The 15,661-nt window shown below is 69.4% G+C and carries 12 protein-coding genes; 8 read left to right on the top strand and 4 right to left on the bottom strand.

Annotation, left to right across the window (positions count from 1 at the left end; translation table 11 throughout):
* Nucleotides 1-4 precede the first annotated feature (4 nt).
* Genes gatC through gatB form a run of 3 tightly spaced genes read left to right on the top strand, consistent with a single transcriptional unit; the run spans nucleotide 5 to nucleotide 3,290 of the window.
* The gene (gene gatC / locus Amac_RS22505) at nucleotides 5-304 is read left to right on the top strand and encodes an Asp-tRNA(Asn)/Glu-tRNA(Gln) amidotransferase subunit GatC (protein ID WP_155349692.1); all 300 of its coding nucleotides are present in this window, start codon (nucleotides 5-7) and stop codon (nucleotides 302-304) included.
* Entirely contained in the window at nucleotides 301-1,791 is a 1,491-nt protein-coding gene (gatA, locus tag Amac_RS22500) for an Asp-tRNA(Asn)/Glu-tRNA(Gln) amidotransferase subunit GatA (RefSeq protein WP_155356355.1), read from the top strand. Before gatC ends, gatA begins: the two co-directional genes overlap by 4 nt.
* An 11-nt stretch (nucleotides 1,792-1,802) precedes the next feature.
* Nucleotides 1,803-3,290, top strand: coding sequence for an Asp-tRNA(Asn)/Glu-tRNA(Gln) amidotransferase subunit GatB (gene gatB, locus Amac_RS22495; RefSeq protein WP_174900211.1), 1,488 nt, complete (start codon nucleotides 1,803-1,805; stop codon nucleotides 3,288-3,290).
* A 377-nt stretch (nucleotides 3,291-3,667) separates the two neighbouring features.
* Here gatB and Amac_RS22490 read toward each other — a convergent pair whose 3' ends face one another.
* Nucleotides 3,668-4,090 (bottom strand): NUDIX domain-containing protein, encoded by a 423-nt coding sequence (locus Amac_RS22490; protein WP_218041223.1) that lies wholly within the window; start codon nucleotides 4,088-4,090, stop codon nucleotides 3,668-3,670.
* A gap of 121 nt (nucleotides 4,091-4,211) precedes the next feature.
* Entirely contained in the window at nucleotides 4,212-5,561 is a 1,350-nt protein-coding gene (locus Amac_RS22485) for an NsdA family TPR-like regulatory protein (protein WP_155356352.1), read from the bottom strand.
* Between the two features lie 198 nt (nucleotides 5,562-5,759).
* Here Amac_RS22485 and Amac_RS22480 point away from each other — a divergent pair, with 198 nt between their 5' ends.
* Nucleotides 5,760-6,887, top strand: a complete 1,128-nt coding sequence (locus Amac_RS22480) for an adenosylhomocysteinase (protein WP_155356351.1) — start codon at nucleotides 5,760-5,762, stop codon at nucleotides 6,885-6,887.
* Nucleotides 6,884-7,432 carry an NUDIX hydrolase gene (locus Amac_RS22475; RefSeq protein ID WP_155356350.1) on the top strand — a complete coding sequence of 183 codons (549 nt, stop codon included), beginning with the start codon at nucleotides 6,884-6,886 and terminating at the stop codon, nucleotides 7,430-7,432. Before Amac_RS22480 ends, Amac_RS22475 begins: the two co-directional genes overlap by 4 nt.
* Before the next feature lie 349 nt (nucleotides 7,433-7,781).
* Here the strand turns inward: Amac_RS22475 and Amac_RS22470 are convergent, their stop codons facing one another.
* Entirely contained in the window at nucleotides 7,782-9,290 is a 1,509-nt protein-coding gene (locus tag Amac_RS22470) for a multicopper oxidase family protein (RefSeq protein WP_246268581.1), read from the bottom strand.
* Complete coding sequence (locus tag Amac_RS22465) at nucleotides 9,287-11,476, bottom strand: MMPL family transporter (RefSeq protein WP_155356385.1); 2,190 nt, start codon at nucleotides 11,474-11,476, stop codon at nucleotides 9,287-9,289. The genes Amac_RS22470 and Amac_RS22465 overlap by 4 nt, the downstream gene beginning before the upstream one ends.
* Nucleotides 11,477-11,643: 167 nt before the next feature.
* Between Amac_RS22465 and Amac_RS22460 the strand changes: the two genes are divergently transcribed.
* The 3 genes from Amac_RS22460 (at nucleotide 11,644) to Amac_RS22450 (ending at nucleotide 15,594) form a co-directional block, all read left to right on the top strand.
* Nucleotides 11,644-12,810 (top strand): sensor histidine kinase, encoded by a 1,167-nt coding sequence (locus tag Amac_RS22460; RefSeq protein ID WP_218041222.1) that lies wholly within the window; start codon nucleotides 11,644-11,646, stop codon nucleotides 12,808-12,810.
* Entirely contained in the window at nucleotides 12,807-13,493 is a 687-nt protein-coding gene (locus Amac_RS22455; RefSeq protein WP_155356349.1) for a response regulator, read from the top strand. Before Amac_RS22460 ends, Amac_RS22455 begins: the two co-directional genes overlap by 4 nt.
* A 157-nt stretch (nucleotides 13,494-13,650) precedes the next feature.
* Entirely contained in the window at nucleotides 13,651-15,594 is a 1,944-nt protein-coding gene (locus Amac_RS22450; protein WP_155356348.1) for a VanW family protein, read from the top strand.
* Nucleotides 15,595-15,661: the final 67 nt, after the last annotated feature.

Raw genomic sequence — 15,661 nt, 5'->3', positions numbered from 1 at the left:
ACTCATGTCCGCCATAACCCGCGATGAGGTCGCTCACCTCGCCCGGCTGTCCCGGCTGGCGCTGGCCGACGAGGAACTCGACCACTTCGCCGCCCAGCTCGACCAGATCGTCGGCGCGGTCGCCCGCGTCGCCGAGGTCGCCGCCGACGACATCCCGCCGTCCTCGCACGCGCTCCCGCTCACCAACGTGTTCCGTCCCGACGAGGTGCGGCCCAGCCTGACGCCGCAGCAGGCGCTGTCCGGCGCGCCGGCCGTCGAGGACGATCGTTTCCGGGTGCCCAGGATCCTCGGGGAGGAAGCGTGAGCCTCATCCACCGCACGGCGGCGGAGCTCGGCCGGTTGATCGCCACCGGGGAGGCCTCGGCCGTCGAGGTCGCCCAGGCCCACCTGGACCGGATCGCCGAGGTCGAGCCCAAGGTCCACGCGTTCCTGCACGTCGACCCCGACGCGGTGCTCGCCCAGGCGCGCGCGGTGGACGGGCGGCGGGCGGCCGGGGAGCCCCTCGGGCCGCTGGCCGGGGTGCCGATCGCGCACAAGGACGTGTTCACCACCGCCGACATGCCGACCACGGCGGGATCCAAGATCCTCGAAGGGTGGCGCCCGCCGTATGACGCGACGGTGACCCGGCGGCTGCGCGAAGCCGGTCTGGTCATTCTCGGGAAGACCAACCTGGACGAGTTCGCGATGGGCTCCTCCACCGAGAACTCCGCCTACGGGCCGACTCATAACCCGTGGGATCTGACCAGGATTCCCGGAGGATCGTCCGGCGGCGCGTCCGCGTCGGTGGCGGCCTACGAGGCGCCGCTGAGCACCGGGACCGACACGGGCGGGTCGATCCGGCAGCCCGCCGCCGTGACCGGCATCGTGGGTATGAAGCCGACATATGGTGGCTCGTCCAGGTATGGGCTGATCGCGTTCGCGTCCTCGCTGGACACGCCCGGGCCGTTCGCCCGCAACGTCCTGGATGCGGCTCTGCTGCACGAGGCCTTCTCCGGGCATGACCCGATGGACTCCACCTCGATCGCCCAGCCCGTCCCCCCCGTGGTGGAGGCGGCCCGGCAGGCGTCGGTGGAAGGGCTGCGCGTCGGCGTGGTCAAGGAGTTCGGCGGCGACGGCTACCAGCCCGGCGTGCTGGCCCGCTTCCAGGAGGCCGTCGACCTGCTGGAATCGCTCGGCGCCAAGGTCGTCGAGGTGTCCTGCCCGTCGTTCGCGTACGCGCTGCCGGCGTACTACCTGATCGCGCCCTCCGAGTGCTCCTCCAACCTGGCCCGCTTCGACGCCATGCGCTACGGGCTCCGGGTGGGCGACGACGGCACGCGCAGCGCCGAAGAGGTCATGGCGCTCACCCGGGCCGCCGGATTCGGCCCCGAGGTCAAGCGGCGGATCATGCTGGGGACGTACGCGCTGTCCAGCGGCTACTACGACGCCTACTACGGCTCGGCCCAGAAGGTGCGCACGCTCATCTCCCGCGACTTCGACGCCGCGTTCCACCAGGTGGACGTGCTCGTCTCGCCGACCACCCCGACCACGGCGTTCCCGATCGGCGAGCGCGCCGACGACCCGATGGCCATGTACCTCGCCGACCTGTGCACGATCCCGTCCAACCTGGCGGGCAACGCGGCCATCTCCGTGCCCTGCGGCCTCGCCGACGAGGACGGCCTGCCGGTGGGCCTGCAGATCATGGCCCCGGTCCTGGGCGACGACCGCTGCTACCGCGTCGGCGCCGCTGTCGAGAAGGCGTTCGAGGACCGCTGGGGCGGTCCGCTGCTGAAGGAGGCTCCGGCACTGTGACCGAGACGCTGATGCCGTACGACGAGGCGCTGGCGCAGTTCGAGCCGGTGCTCGGGCTGGAGACGCACGTGGAGCTGGGCACCGCGTCGAAGATGTTCTGCGGGTGCCCGACCACCTTCGGCGCGCCGCCGAACACGCACGTCTGCCCGGTCTGCCTGGCGCTGCCCGGCTCGCTGCCGACGGCCAACGAGACCGCGATCGAGTCCACGATCCGGATCGGGCTGGCGCTGAACTGCTCGATCGCCGGCTGGTGCAGGTTCGCGCGGAAGAACTACTTCTACCCGGACATGCCGAAGAACTACCAGATCAGTCAGTATGACGAGCCGTTGTGCTTTGACGGGTATCTGGATGTCGAGGTGGACGGGAAGACGGTCCGGATCGAGATCGAGCGGGTGCACCTGGAGGAGGACACCGGCAAGTCCACCCATGTGGGGGGCGCGACCGGGCGGATCCAGGGCGCGGACTACTCGATCGTCGACTACAACCGGGCCGGGATCCCGCTGGTCGAGATCGTGACCAAGCCCATTCCGGGGACGGACCGGCTCGCGCCGGAGGTCGCGCGGGCGTACGCGACCGAGTTGCGTGAGGTCATGCGGTCGCTGGGCGTGTCCGACGTGCGGATGGAGGAAGGATCGATGCGGTGCGACGTCAACGTCTCGCTGATGCCGCGCGGCTCCTCCGAGTGGGGGACCAGGACCGAGACCAAGAACGTCAACTCGCTGCGCAGCGTCGAGCGGTCGGTTCGCAGTGAGATCGAGCGGCAGGCCGCGATTCTCGCGGACGGCGGGCGGATCATCCAGGAGACGCGGCACTTCCACGAGGACACCGGCCTGACCACCTCCGGGCGCTCCAAGGAGGAGGCGCAGGACTACCGCTACTTCCCCGAGCCCGACCTGGTGCCGATCGAGCCCGACCCCGCGTGGGTGGCCCGCCTCAAGGCCGAACTGCCCGAACTCCCGTCGGTACGGCGTCGCCGGCTGCAGGCCGAATGGGGGGTGTCCGACCTGGACATGGCCGCCATGCACAACGCCGACGCGTTCGGCCTGGTCGAGGCGACGGTGGCGGCCGGGGCTCCGGCGGCGGACGCCCGCAAGTGGTGGATGGGCGAACTGGCCCGCCGCGCCAACGAGGCCGGCACGTCACTGGCCGAACTGCCGATCACGCCCGCCCAGATCGCCCGGGTGACCGAACTGGTCGCGTCAGGCGCGCTCAACGACAAGCTCGCCCGACAGGTGCTGGAAGGGGTCCTGGCCGGAGAGGGCTCCCCTGACGACGTGGTCGCGGCCCGCGGCCTGCAGATCGTCAACGACGACGGCGAACTCTCCACGATCATCGACCAGGTCATCGCCGCCAACACCGACGCGGCCGACAAAATCCGCGGCGGCAAGATCGCAGCCGTAGGCGCCCTGGTCGGCGGCGTCATGAAGGCCAGCCGCGGCAAAGCCGACGCCGGCCGAGCCCGCCAACTAATCCTCGACAAACTCGGCGTAACGGAGTAACCCCGTTGTGCTCGTCCCCACGACGGGGGCGAGCACAAGGCCGTTCTCCCACCCATTCCTTTGATTTCCCGGGGGCTCCGCCCGCCCCCGTCATCCGTGGTCGCCCGCATGAGGCGGCAGCTTGATCGGGGTGGTTCTCCCACCCACCCAGCCCTTTGTTTTCCTTCGGGCTCCGCCCGTCCCCGCCAGCGCCGTGGTCACCCGCACGGAACGACCGCTACGACACCGTGGTTCTCCCACCCATCCATGGGGACAAGTCATTTTGGGGCCGGTCGGTCGTCCTTGGCTGACCTGCTAGTTCCGTGCGTGGCCGAATTTTCCTTCGGCTTTGGAGGACGGCGCGAGTCGCTCGTCCCGTACTTGCGGGTGCGGACCGCTTAGCGAGTGGCGGGCAGGTAGATGGTGCGACCGGCCAGGCGGGCCTCGCGGGCGGCGGGGATGCGGGCGGCGGTGAAGTCGGGCAGTCGGTCGGCGGCTTCCTTCCAGCTGAAGAAATCGAAGCCGTCGAGTTCGTCGCTCTGCAACCGGATCAGGCCGGGGTCAGCGACAAGGCCGCCATCGAACAGAAAGTTGATCATTGGTTTGGGGCGATCACCCAGCGGCGGCGCGAAGTCCACGACCAGCAGGGCCCGGGCCTCGATCTTCAGGCCGGTCTCCTCGACGACCTCGCGCTCGGCGCACTCATGGGGCAGCTCGCCAGGGTCGAGAATGCCCCCTGGCAGCGCCCAATAGTCCCGGTAGTTGGGCTTGACCAGCAGGACTCGATCGCGCTCGTCGGTGAGCAGGACAATCGCCGACACATAGGCAGTCGGAAGGGTGGGGTACCAGTCTTTGGGTTCCAGATACGGCGCTACCACCCCCTTGACGCTACTCCAGCACAGTGGTGCGCGAGAGCGGTCGGAAATCTCTGTCCCTGGCTCATCAAGGGCCCACCGCCTGTTCGAGAAAGGCTGCGACCTCGGGTACCGGCCGGTGGGGGGCGAGCGTGGAGGCCAGCAGGGTGATCCGGGCCTGGACGCGCTCGGAGCGAATCCGCTGGGCGAGAGCGAGCGCTTCTAGGGCGAGGTGCGCAGCGGCGTCGACGTGTCCGGCGCGGGCGTAGGCGGTGGCGGTGAGTGCGGTGTGCAGGGCTCGGGTACGGGCATTGCCGGGTGCCAGATCCATGACCTGCTCTCGGAAGGTGAGCGCTTCCTCAGGGCGGCCGAGGTCGAGTAGCGATCGCATCGCGCTGCCCGCGAGATGGGCGGGGCTGAAGTAGCCCGCCCAGGACGGGCCAGTCTCGTCCGCGCGGTTCAGCGCGTGCTCGGCCTTGCCGATAGCGGTCCGGAACGCTTGCAGGTCCCCGGCGACGGCATGGGCGGTGGCCTGGCTGCTGAGGAGCCGGGCGGAGACGGAGGCCACAGGGCGGCGGCCCGCCCCGTCGATCGCGGCGCGGGCGAGCCGGACGGCTTCGCCGGGCAGGTCGAGGAAGACGGCCTGGGTGGCAAGGTTGGCCAGGATGTGCGCGCCGTAGGTCCGGTCGCCGGACGCCTTCGACAGCCGCAGCGCCTGAATGAAGGCGCGCTGCGCAGCTCCCTGTTCGGAGATGTCGTAGGACATGAACCCGGCCATCCCGGTCAGCTCGGCGGCTACAGCGAACAAGTCCCGGCCGACGGGGTCGGTGTAAGAGCCGCGCAGGAGCGGGGCGACGTCGCGGGTGAGGAAGTCGGCAAGGAAGGTTCGAGCGTGGCCGCCGCCGTGCCGCCGGTCGAGTTCGAGGAACTGGTCGAAGCAGCCGCGCAGCATTTCGACGTCCATGCCGGTGACCCGCCGTCCGGCTGCGCGGGCGATGCTGGAATCGGGTGGGTCGAAGTGCCAACGCCACCCGGTCTCGATCGCCGCCGCGGTGACGAACGGTGCAACGGTCGCTGGACGTCCCCGCCGTCCGAACCGCCGCCAGAGCGCCGACGCGGTCTCAACGGCTTCGGGCACGGTGGCTGGGAATAGCAGCCCGTCGCGCTCGCCGTCACGGCCGGCGAAGCCGAGTTCGGCGACGTTCACCTGCCGGTGCAGCCGCGCCGACAGCACTGTGGCGATGAGTTCGGGACCCGGCTGCTCGGGGCGGCGGCCGCGTAGCCACCAGTAGACGGAGGCGCCGTCATACCTGAGGATCAGGCCGTGGTCCCGGGCACCGGCGGCGTTGACCTGGCGGGCGAACGCAGCGTGGGATCGGTCGTAGGCGGCCTCGGCCAGGAGGTCTTCCAGGCCCTGGTTGGTGACCGGCTTGTTCACCTGCGGCCCCTTCGCCGTTCGGGACGGGACGGCTCAGCCCGAACTTCACGGTAAGCGCACTTCGCCTGCCCGTCATCAACCACACAAGAAGGCGCAAGCCTCGCATGAGCGGCGCACGTACCCACATGCCCCTCCATCTGCGCCTATCGCTCTCGGCGACGTGATCTGAGGATCTCCCCATATTTGATGGAGGCCCCCATGGAGGATTTCGAACGGTCCCGGGTCGAGGCGTTCTTCCGGCGCGTCACCACCCATACCGAGCCCGCACGCAAGCCCAGTTCGCTCCTGATCACCCATCTACTGCCCGAGCGGCCCATCTTCGTCGCCGCGGTGTCCCGCCTGTCGGCGGTCGCGGCCGTGCTGCCGAAGCCCAAATCGATCGACGCCGGGGCGATGAAGGAAGTCACCCGGATGCTCCGCTGCGACGCGCTCGACCGCCGTCAGCTCGCGGATCCCGAGCAGGCCGTCGCCTACCTGGAATCCCGTGCGGCGGGTCAGGCCCTGGTGCTGCTCGACATCGGCGGTTACTTCGCTCCCGCCTTGGAGGAGATCTGTGCCAACTTCTCCGGTCGACTCCTGGGCGTTGTGGAGGACACCGAGAACGGGCTGCAGCGCTATCTGGAGCACGACAAGCTGCCCTGCCCGGTGTTCACCGTGGCCCGCAGCCCGCTCAAGGACCCCGAGGACTACCTGGTCGGCCAGTCCGTGGTGTTCTCCACCGAGGCACTGATCCGCAGCCGCGGCGGCATCCTGCACGGTCGCCACGCCTGCGTGATCGGATTCGGGAAGGTCGGCGCGTCCATCGCCCGGATGCTGCACGCCAAGCACGTCCAGGTCACCGTCTACGACACCGACCCCGTCCGGATGGCCCAAGCCTTGTCCCAAGGATTCCGGACCGCGACCAGCCGAGCCCAAGCCCTCGCCGGGGCCGGGGTGGTGATCTGCGCGACCGGGAACCTCGCGCTACGTGCCGACGACTTTGCCCGCGTCAGCAACGGCGCCTACATCGCCAGCGTCACCTCAAGCGACGACGAACTCGAACTCGACGCGCTTGATGGTCTCTACGACCGGGCCACGGTCACCGCGAGTGTCACCCGGCACGCCACCACAGGCCACTACTTCTACGTCCTCAACGACGGCAACGCCGTGAACTTCCTGCACGGAGCCTCGGTCGGATCGTTCATCTACCTGGTCCAGGCCGAAATCCTCGCCGCCCTCGCCCTCCTGGCCGACCGTGACCACGATCCGGGCCTCCACGACATCCCGGCCGACATCCGCAAGTTCATTGCAGCGACCTGGCTCCACTACTTCAATGGGTCAACATGACCGTCACCAACAACGCGATCGCCGAAACCCTGCGTCGCTACCTGGCTGCCAATCCCGACGAGCGGGACAACGTTCAACAGCTCCTGGAGGCTCTGGAGGCCGGCGGCGACCTCTCATCGCGGTCGACCGTCCCGCTCCACGTCACCTGCAGCGCTGCGGTCATCAACGACGTCAACCAGGTACTCATGATCCACCACACCGCGCTCGGCAAGTGGCTCATCCCCGGCGGACACCTCGAAGACGCCGACGGCAGCCTCCTGTACGGGGCACTCCGCGAGCTGGAGGAGGAGACCGGCATCCCCTGGATGACCACGGTCAGCCCTCCCGGCATGGACGTCATCCCGGTCGACGTCGACGTTCACCTGATCCCCGCCAACCCGGCCAAGGGCGAAGGCGAGCACTGGCACGCCGACTTCCGGTTCGCGTTCTGGGTCCCCAATCCCAGCGTTCAGCTCCAGCTCGAAGAAGTCACCGACTATGCCTGGCGAGCTGTGACGGACCTCCAGACCACCCGCCTATCCGCCAAGGTCGCCCAGTACGCGTAGGCGGGTCCGGGGACATTCCGGGTGCCGCGTGTGCGGTCGTTTTCCCCTTCTGGCCCGAGAGGGACACGGGTACGGGTAGTCGACTGCGGACCTGCCAGCCCGCGGATCGGGAGCATGCGTTGGTTCCGGAATCAGCTGCCGCTTCGTTGGGCGACCCCGCCATCGCCGTGATCACTCACACGAAACGGCAGCCGCAGTGCGGTGGGCGTCGTCTGCTCAGGCTCCGCCCGACCCCGGCGTCGCTATGGTTGCCCGCACGGGGAAGGCAGCCCGGCAACAACGGGTCGGGGTGTCGAACCAGTGCGGGACCCAGAAGAAATGGCGGTTCCCCTGGGTTCATTCCCCGGGTTCAGCGGGCGTGAGCCGAGTGCTGGCCGTCGCTGAGCGGCGATGGGCCGGGCTGGCGGCCCGGATCGGCCCGGCCGGGTGTGGTGACGATGAACTGGCCCATCATGCCGTGGTCCTCATGCAACATGAGGTGGCAGTGATACATGTACGGTCTCGTGGGATCCGTGAAGTCGCCGAAACGCATGATGAGGCGGATCGGCACCTTCGGTGGAAGGTAGACCGTGTCCTTCCAGCCGGCCAGTTGGGGTGGTGGCGTGGTGCCGCCGATGCTCGTGACTTGGAATCGCACGCCGTGAACGTGGAAGCTGTGCGGTTGCTGGTGCTCGTTGACGACCTCCCAGAGCTCGGTGGTGTCGCTGGTGACCACCTCGTCGATCCGGTTCATGTCCATCGGGCGGCCGTTGATCTGTCGTCCCGATAACCGGAACGAACGGGTGGTGGTCGCGTCGGCCTCCGCTGTCCGCAGTACGTCGACCAGCTTGTCCGGCATGGTCCGGGTCCCCGTGAGCGAGGCAGCCGCCCGTAGTTCCAGCACGTCGAAGGAGTCCGCACCGCCGGCGTACCGCGCCATGATGGGGATGACGCCCAGTTCTGGGGGAAAAGAGCGCAGAACCACCCGCTCGCCCGGCTGGACCGAGACGACGAGTTCGGCGCGTTCGGCGGGTGAGAGCTGGATGCGGCTCGTCTGGTACGGCGCGGCGAGCAAGCCACCGTCGGTGCCGATGAGCGCGAACCGCCGATCGTCGGCGAACCCGAAGGAGTAGATCCGCGCGGTGGAGGCGTTGAGCAGCCGCAGGCGCAGCCGTTTCGTCGTCACGGGCAGGAATGGCGCCACCGTCCCGTTGACGAGGATCGTGTCGCCGAGCCGGCCGGTCGGTCCGTTGCTTCCTTCGTGGAATTGCCCGTTCTCGTCGAACGTCTTGTCCTGGACGATGACCGGGATGTCGTCGACGCCGTACTCCCGGGGAAGATCGATCGCCTCCTCCAGGTCGTCGTCGATGATGAACATGCCCGCCAGGCCGCGGTAGACATGCCGTTCGGTCGCGCCGTGGGGGTGCGGGTGGTACCACAAGGTGGTCGCGGACTGGTCGATCCGCCAGCTCGGCGACCACGTCTGTCCCGGCTCGACCGGCTGGTGCGGCCCACCGTCGGCGGCGGCGGGCAGGTGCATGCCATGCCAGTGCATGGTGGTCATCTCATCCAGCTCGTTGCGGACATTGACCGCCACCTGCTCGCCGCGTGCGGCCCGCAAGGTGGGCCCGAGGTAGTCGCCGTTCAACCCCCAGGTGCCGGTCGTGTGTCCGGGCAGGAACTCGCGCCGACCGGCGCGTGCGGTCAGGTCGAACACCCGGCGCCCCTGGGCGTCCATGCGGGATTCCGCCAGCGGGGGGATGGCGAGTGCTCGGCTCGCGCGGTCGGCGATCTTGGGCGGTTGTTCTGACTGGCACCCGGCCACCCAGACGGTGAGGGCAGCTCCGCCGGCGAGACGTAGTAGCTGCCTGCGGTTCACCGAAGGTCCTTTTGGTGCGGGGTCGGCGCTTCCGCGCGTTCGATTGCCAGCCGCGGCAGCCGGCGGGCCATCGGGGCCGGCAACCACCAGGCCGCTCGGCCGAGCAGGTGCATGACCGCGGGGAGGATGAGGCAGCGGATGACGAGGGCGTCCAGCAGGATCGCCACGGCGAGTCCGAGGCCGAACTGCTTCAGCATCCGGCTGGGGTCGAGCAGGAAGGCGGTGAAGACCACGATCATGACCCCGGCGGCGGCCGTCACGACCCGAGCCGTGGTGGCCAGCCCCTCGCTGATCGCGTGGGAGGCGTCGCGGGTCCGCTCCCACGCCTCGTGCATCCGCGAGAGGAGGAAGACCTCGTAGTCCATCGACAGGCCGAAGACGATCGCGAAGATCATCACCGGGACGAACGCCTCGACCGGTCCAGGCTCCACGCCGAGCACCCCACCGGCGAACCCTTCCTGGAACACCAGGGTGACGACGCCCAGCGAGGCGCCGACGCTCAGCAGGTTCAGCAGGGCGGCTTTGAGCGGGATGAGCAGCGAGCGGAAGACAACCATGAGCAGGAGCATGGACAGCCCGACCACGACCCCGACGAAGAGCGCGAGGCGGTCGGCGACGGCATCGGCGAAGTCGGTGACGGCCGCGGTGGCCCCGCCGACGAGGAACCTCGCTCCGGTGTCCTGCTCCGCCTGGGGGAGGACGTCCTCTCGAAGGCGGTCGACCAGTTCCACCGTCTCCCTATCCTGCGGTTTGGTGTCAGGGAAGACGAGCACCGTCGCGAGCCCGCCGTCCTTCGACGGCACCGGCGGGGTGACCGCGGCGATGCCCGGGGTATCCGTGAGGATGTGGTGGACCGCGTCGGCAGCCTGCTGGTCTCCCTCGACGAGGACCAGCAGCGGGCCGTTGAAACCGGGCCCGAATCCCTTGGCGAGCAGGTCGTACGCCTGTCGGCTGGTCTTCGTCTCGGCGTCGTTGCCCGCGTCGGCGAAGCCGAGCCGGATGCCGAGCAGCGGCAGGCAGAGCGCCAGGAGCACCGCGAACGGGACGAGCGCCGCCGGCCACGGCCGGCGCTGGACGAGCGCCGACCAGCGCCGCCACCGGGCGCCCTCGGCTGTCCTGGCCTTGCTCCCGCGCCGGCGCACGGCCTTTTCGATGCGCTTGCCCATGATCGCCAGGAGCGCGGGCAGCAGTGTCAGGGACGCGAGCATGGTGACCAGCACGGTCAGCGCGACCGCGACCGCGACACCCTGCAACGAGCCAAGACCGAGAACGGCCAGCCCCATCAGCGCGATGATCACGGTGCAGCAGGCGAAGAACACGGTGCGGCCCGCCGAGTCCAGGGCGGTCCGGGCCGCCTGCTCCCGCGTGGCGCCCCGCAACAGCTCGGAACGGTAGCGCCAGAAGATGAGCAGGGCGTAGTCGATGCCGACGCCGAGGCCGACGAGGATCATCAGCGGGGTCGTGAACTCCGCGACGGTCACGAACCGCGAGGCCAGCGCGACCAGCCCGACGGTGGCGCCGACCGCGAACACCGCGATCACGATCGGGAGGCTGGCGGCCAGCACGGAGCCGAACAGCAGCACCAGGATGACCAGAGCGGCGAGCAGGCCCGCGCCTTCGGCGGCGCCACCGCCGCCTTCCTCGGCGCCGCGGACCGCCTCGCCGCCCAACTCGACCTGGAGGCCGTCGGCTCGCGCGGCCTGCGCGGTGTCGATCAGCTCGCGGATGTCCGCGGCGGGCACCTCCTCCGACGGGGCGTCCAGAACGACCGTGGCGAAGGCGACCGTCCCGTCCCGGGACACCGCGAACCGGTCGTCGTACGGGCTGCGCACGCTCCGTACATGCGGCAGTTCGCCGACCTTGGCGAGCATCGCGGCGACCTGGGCCTGCACCTGCGGGGACCCGATGCCGTCCGGGTCCGCCAGGACGATCTGCACGGTCCCGCCGGCCTGCGCCGGTATCTGGTCGGCCAGTTTGTCGGCGACCTGTTGAGATTCCGTACCGGGCAGCGAGAAGTCGTTCTGGTAGTCATCACCCACGGATCCCGCCGCGATCGTGACCGCGACCAGGGCGACGACCCAGACGATGAGGGCTCCCCAGCGGTGCCGGTGGGACCATCCCGCCAACCGCTCGAACCTGCTGGTTCGGGGCTCGACGCGGGGGAGTGTGTTGGTTTGCTGTGGCATCGCCACGCGACCTCCTGCCAAAGGTTTCGTTTCCGCGGCGAAGCTACAAGCGGCCGACGCTCCCCGATAACGCTCTGTGGGGTGGTCCTGGCCTCCCCCCGTGGTGGCAGAGCGCATGCTCCCGTCGGGGGACGCGGCGAGCGGTGCCCACATTTATCCTTGCCGGGGTGGAACGGCGCACATGGGCAGTAGATGCGGGTATCGCCGGGTTGGCGCTTGGCCTGACCCTGGGGGTGCTCGCCATGGGCGGTTTCGGCAGGCCCGATCCGGGTTCCCGCACCGTCGACGCGCTCGGCGTCGCCCTCGCGGTGACCGCCGCCGCGCCCCTGGTGGCCCGGCGGGTCGTGCCGTTGACGGTGTACGCGGTGACCGCCGCCGCGGCCGTGACGCTGATCTACCTTCGCTACCCGTTCGAACTGCCCCTCGGCCCGGTGATCGCCGGATACACGGTCGCGGCCACCTACAGCGGCGGCGGCGCGGCGGCGCGGCGTTGGTCGGCGAGGCTCGCGGTCGCGATGTTCGTCCCCCTGATCACCATTGCCTACGGGCTAGCCGGGGTGAACATCGAGACGATCACATCCGGGCTGCTGCTCTGGGCCGTCGTCTTCGTCGGTGTCTGGCTCGGCGGCGACCGGTCCAGGCTCCAGCACGAGCAGATCACCGTGCTGGAGGAGCAGGCGCGGCGCACGCTCCGGGAGGCCGAGCGGGAACGCCGGCTCGCCGTCGCGGAGGAACGCACCCGCATCGCCAGGGAACTCCATGACTCGGCGGGTCACGCCATCAATGTGATCCTCGTCCAGGCAGGCGCGGCACGCCTGCTGCACACGCGTGACCCGGCAGGCTCGCGACGGGCGATCGGGACGATCGAAGACGTGGCCCGCTCGACGATCGGCGAGATCGACCGGCTGGTCCGCGTCCTGCGCGAAGGCGAACCGCCGGCGATGCCGACGCCGGAGGATCCCGGAGCGCTGGAGCAGCTGCTGAAACGGCACCGCGCGGACGGTCTCACCATTGCCGCCGATATCGTCGGCCAGCCGAGGGCTCTCCCGCACGGGGTCGCGTGGGCGGCGTACCGGATCCTCCAGGAGGCGCTCACCAACGCGGCCCGGCACGGCGCCGGGACAGCCGACGTCGCCCTGAGCTTCGGACCGGCCGCGGTGGAGATCACCGTGACCAACCCCACGGTGTCGAATGGCGTACGCGATGGGGGCGGCCACGGGATCATCGGGATGCGGGAACGCGCCACCCTGCTCGCCGGGACGTTCGCCGCCGCCGCGGACGACGGCGTATTCCGCCTGCACACCCGCCTCCCGATCACCGACGCGGCCTCATGACCACCGTGCGGGTGCTCATCGTCGACGACGACGACCTGATGCGCGCCGGGCTGCACGCGGTGCTGTCCAGCGACGAGACGATAGCGGTGGTCGGCGAGGCGGCCGACGGCCTGGACGCGGTCGAGCAGGCCCGATCCCTCGGGCCCGACGTCATCCTGATGGACGTTCGCATGCCCGTACTGGACGGGATCGGGGCGACTCGCGCCATCGTCGACGCGGCCCCGGACGCCCGCGTCCTCATCCTCACCACCTTCTCCGACGACGACTACGTCTTCGGCGCGTTGACCGCGGGCGCTTCGGGCTTCCTGCTCAAGCGCGCCAGGCCCGAGCAGCTCATCGCCGCCATCCACACGATCGCCGCCGGCGAGTCCCTGCTCGCGCCGTCGATCACGCGTACGGTGATCGACCGGATGACCGGCGAGCCCCGGCCGGAACCCGATCCGGCGGTGCTCAGACGGCTCCGCGAGCTCACCCCCCGTGAGCGAGAGGTCCTGGAACTCATCGGCCGCGGCCTGTCCAACACCGAGATCGCCAAGGCGCTCTTCGTCGAGGAGTCGACCGTCAAGACGCATGTGAAGCGCCTGCTCGCCAAACTTCGCCTCCGCGATCGGGTGCAGGCGGTGATCCTGGCGTACGAGAGCGGACTGGTCCGGCCCGGCGAGAGACCACACGCCATCGACTGACGATAGGCGACAAAGGGTTACTGACGAGCTGTGGGTCATTGATGGGACTTGACGGGATGGATGACAAGTAGAAGGACTTGATTTTGTGACATATTCAGAAGAGGGTGCTTTAGGGTTAACTGAAGGGTGATTCCCCTGAGCCGGAGGAGAGCGAGGCGTGCGGAACGCCGGAGCGTCCATCGATCCGCCGACGGACCCGGTCGCGGCGGCGGCTCCGCCCGTTCCGCGGCGGCGGCACCCGGTGCGCCCGGCCACGAGCTCCCTTCCGCCCGGTGTTTCCTCCGACATTTTCGGTAGCCGCCCGCTCACGACGCCGACCACTCAGGAGAGCCAGCTTCCCCCACCCGCGACGGTCGAGCCGTGGCCGATGGCGGGAGCCAAATCGGCCATGGCCGTCCCCTCGGATCTCGTGCCGGAACCAGAGGAACCAGGGCTACGCTGGGGCCGCCTGCTGGCGATCATCCTGCTCATCATGGTGCTGCTGGTCTACCTGGTCCCGGCGGGCGTCATGATGGGGCGGGTCCTGCCGGGCACCACGATCCTCGGCGTGGACATCGGCGGTCTCACCCCGGTCGAGGCCGAAGACCGATTAAAGGCGAGGATGGCCAGCCACATCGCCACCGCCATCGTGATCAAACAAGGCCAGCAGCGAGTCAGTCTGAACCCGGAAGACAGCGGCCTTTCCCTGAACATACCCGAGACGATCAGGTCAGCCCCCGCGGGTTTCCCCAGCCCGTTCGAGGTATGGCAAGGCCTCACCGGCCAGCGCGAGATCGAGCCGGTGGTCGCGGTCGACCGCGCCAAGCTGCTGAATGTGATCTCCACCAGCGTGGCCTCGGAACTCGAGAAGAAGATGGTCGAAGGCGGGGTTCACTTCGACGGCATCCGCCCGATCGCGATAGAACCCCAGGCCGGGGTCGCCATCGACATGGAGGATATCGCCGCCGACGTACAGAAGGCGTATCTGAGCCCGGATCTGATGGTCGAGGTGGAACCCAAGCCGATCCGGCCGACGGTCACCAGGTCGGGGGTCACCGAGGCGGTCTCCTGGGCCCGGCGGGCGGTCTCCGAGCCGCTGACGCTGGTGACGAAGGACGCGGAGATCGAGCTCTCGCCGGAGGACGTCGCCGCTCACCTGGTCTTCTACGCGGACGGATCCGGCGGGCTGGACGCGCGTTTCGACGCCGCCGCGGCCGTGCGGGGGCTCCCGCTGGTCCCGCCGGAGCTGGCTCCCAGGGACGCCACGTTCAGCACGTCAGGCGGTCGTCCCGTCCTGGTGAAGGGCAAGGCCGGCCGGGCTGTGGACACCGACGACCTGAGCACCGCCGTGCTCAAGGAGATCGGCGCCGGCGGCAGCCACCGGGTGACGGTCCCGCTGACGGTGGCGCAACCCGCGCTCGGCGACGACGAGGCGGTCAAACTCGGCATCGAAGAGCAGATCAGCACGCGCACGTCGGAGTTCCCCTGCTGCCAGCCCCGGGTCAGCAACATCCAGACCGTCGCCCGCCTGCTCGACGGCCGCGTCGTCAAACCGGGCGAGACGTTCTCGCTGAACGCGGCGACCGGCCGCCGCGAGGGCGTGCTCGGCTATAGCGGCTCGGTCGAGGCGGTCGAGGTGCGCGGCAAGCGCGGCCAGGACGTGGCCGGAATCTCCCAGTTCGCCACCGCCATGTACCAGGCCGTCCTCTACGGTGGCCTCGAAACAGTCGAGGCCACCCCACATGAGAACTTCGTCCCCCAATACCCACCCGGCCTCGAAGTCGCCATCTCCTACCCCGGCCCCGACCTACGCTGGCGCAACGACTCCCCGCACGGCGTCCTGATCCGCGCGACCGCCACCGACACCTCGGTCACGGTCGCCCTCTGGAGCACCGCCCGCGACACCGTCGAAATCAAACAATCCACCCGAACCAAGATCATCCCCCGCCCCTCGACTCAGGGCCCCGCCCAAAACTGCGTCCCCATCGCAGGCGCGGACGGCTTCACCATCAAAACCACCCGCACCAGTACGCCCCTGACCGGCGGCGACCCCAAAATCGAAACCATCACCACCACCTACCACCCCCAAACAGCCGTGGTCTGCCCACCAGTGGAAGAGTGACGCCTCGGGTCACGTGTACGACATCCGCAGAAGCTTGCCGGATTTCTCCCCACCCGCCCAGCCCTTT

This window comes from Acrocarpospora macrocephala, from assembly GCF_009687865.1.
Taxonomy (GTDB): Bacteria; Actinomycetota; Actinomycetes; order Streptosporangiales; family Streptosporangiaceae; genus Acrocarpospora; species Acrocarpospora macrocephala.
Note: the sequence above shows the minus strand (reverse complement) of the source record. Positions and strands in the feature narration are given on the sequence as shown.

Coding starts and splice junctions, on each gene's coding strand:
- gatC (WP_155349692.1), top strand. CDS start 5: ATGTCCGCCATAACCCGCGATGAGGTCGCTCACCTCGCCCGGCTGTCC.
- gatB (WP_174900211.1), top strand. CDS start 1,803: ATGCCGTACGACGAGGCGCTGGCGCAGTTCGAGCCGGTGCTCGGGCTG.
- Amac_RS22480 (WP_155356351.1), top strand. CDS start 5,760: ATGGAGGATTTCGAACGGTCCCGGGTCGAGGCGTTCTTCCGGCGCGTC.
- Amac_RS22475 (WP_155356350.1), top strand. CDS start 6,884: ATGACCGTCACCAACAACGCGATCGCCGAAACCCTGCGTCGCTACCTG.
- Amac_RS22465 (WP_155356385.1), bottom strand. CDS start 11,476: ATGCCACAGCAAACCAACACACTCCCCCGCGTCGAGCCCCGAACCAGC.
- Amac_RS22455 (WP_155356349.1), top strand. CDS start 12,807: ATGACCACCGTGCGGGTGCTCATCGTCGACGACGACGACCTGATGCGC.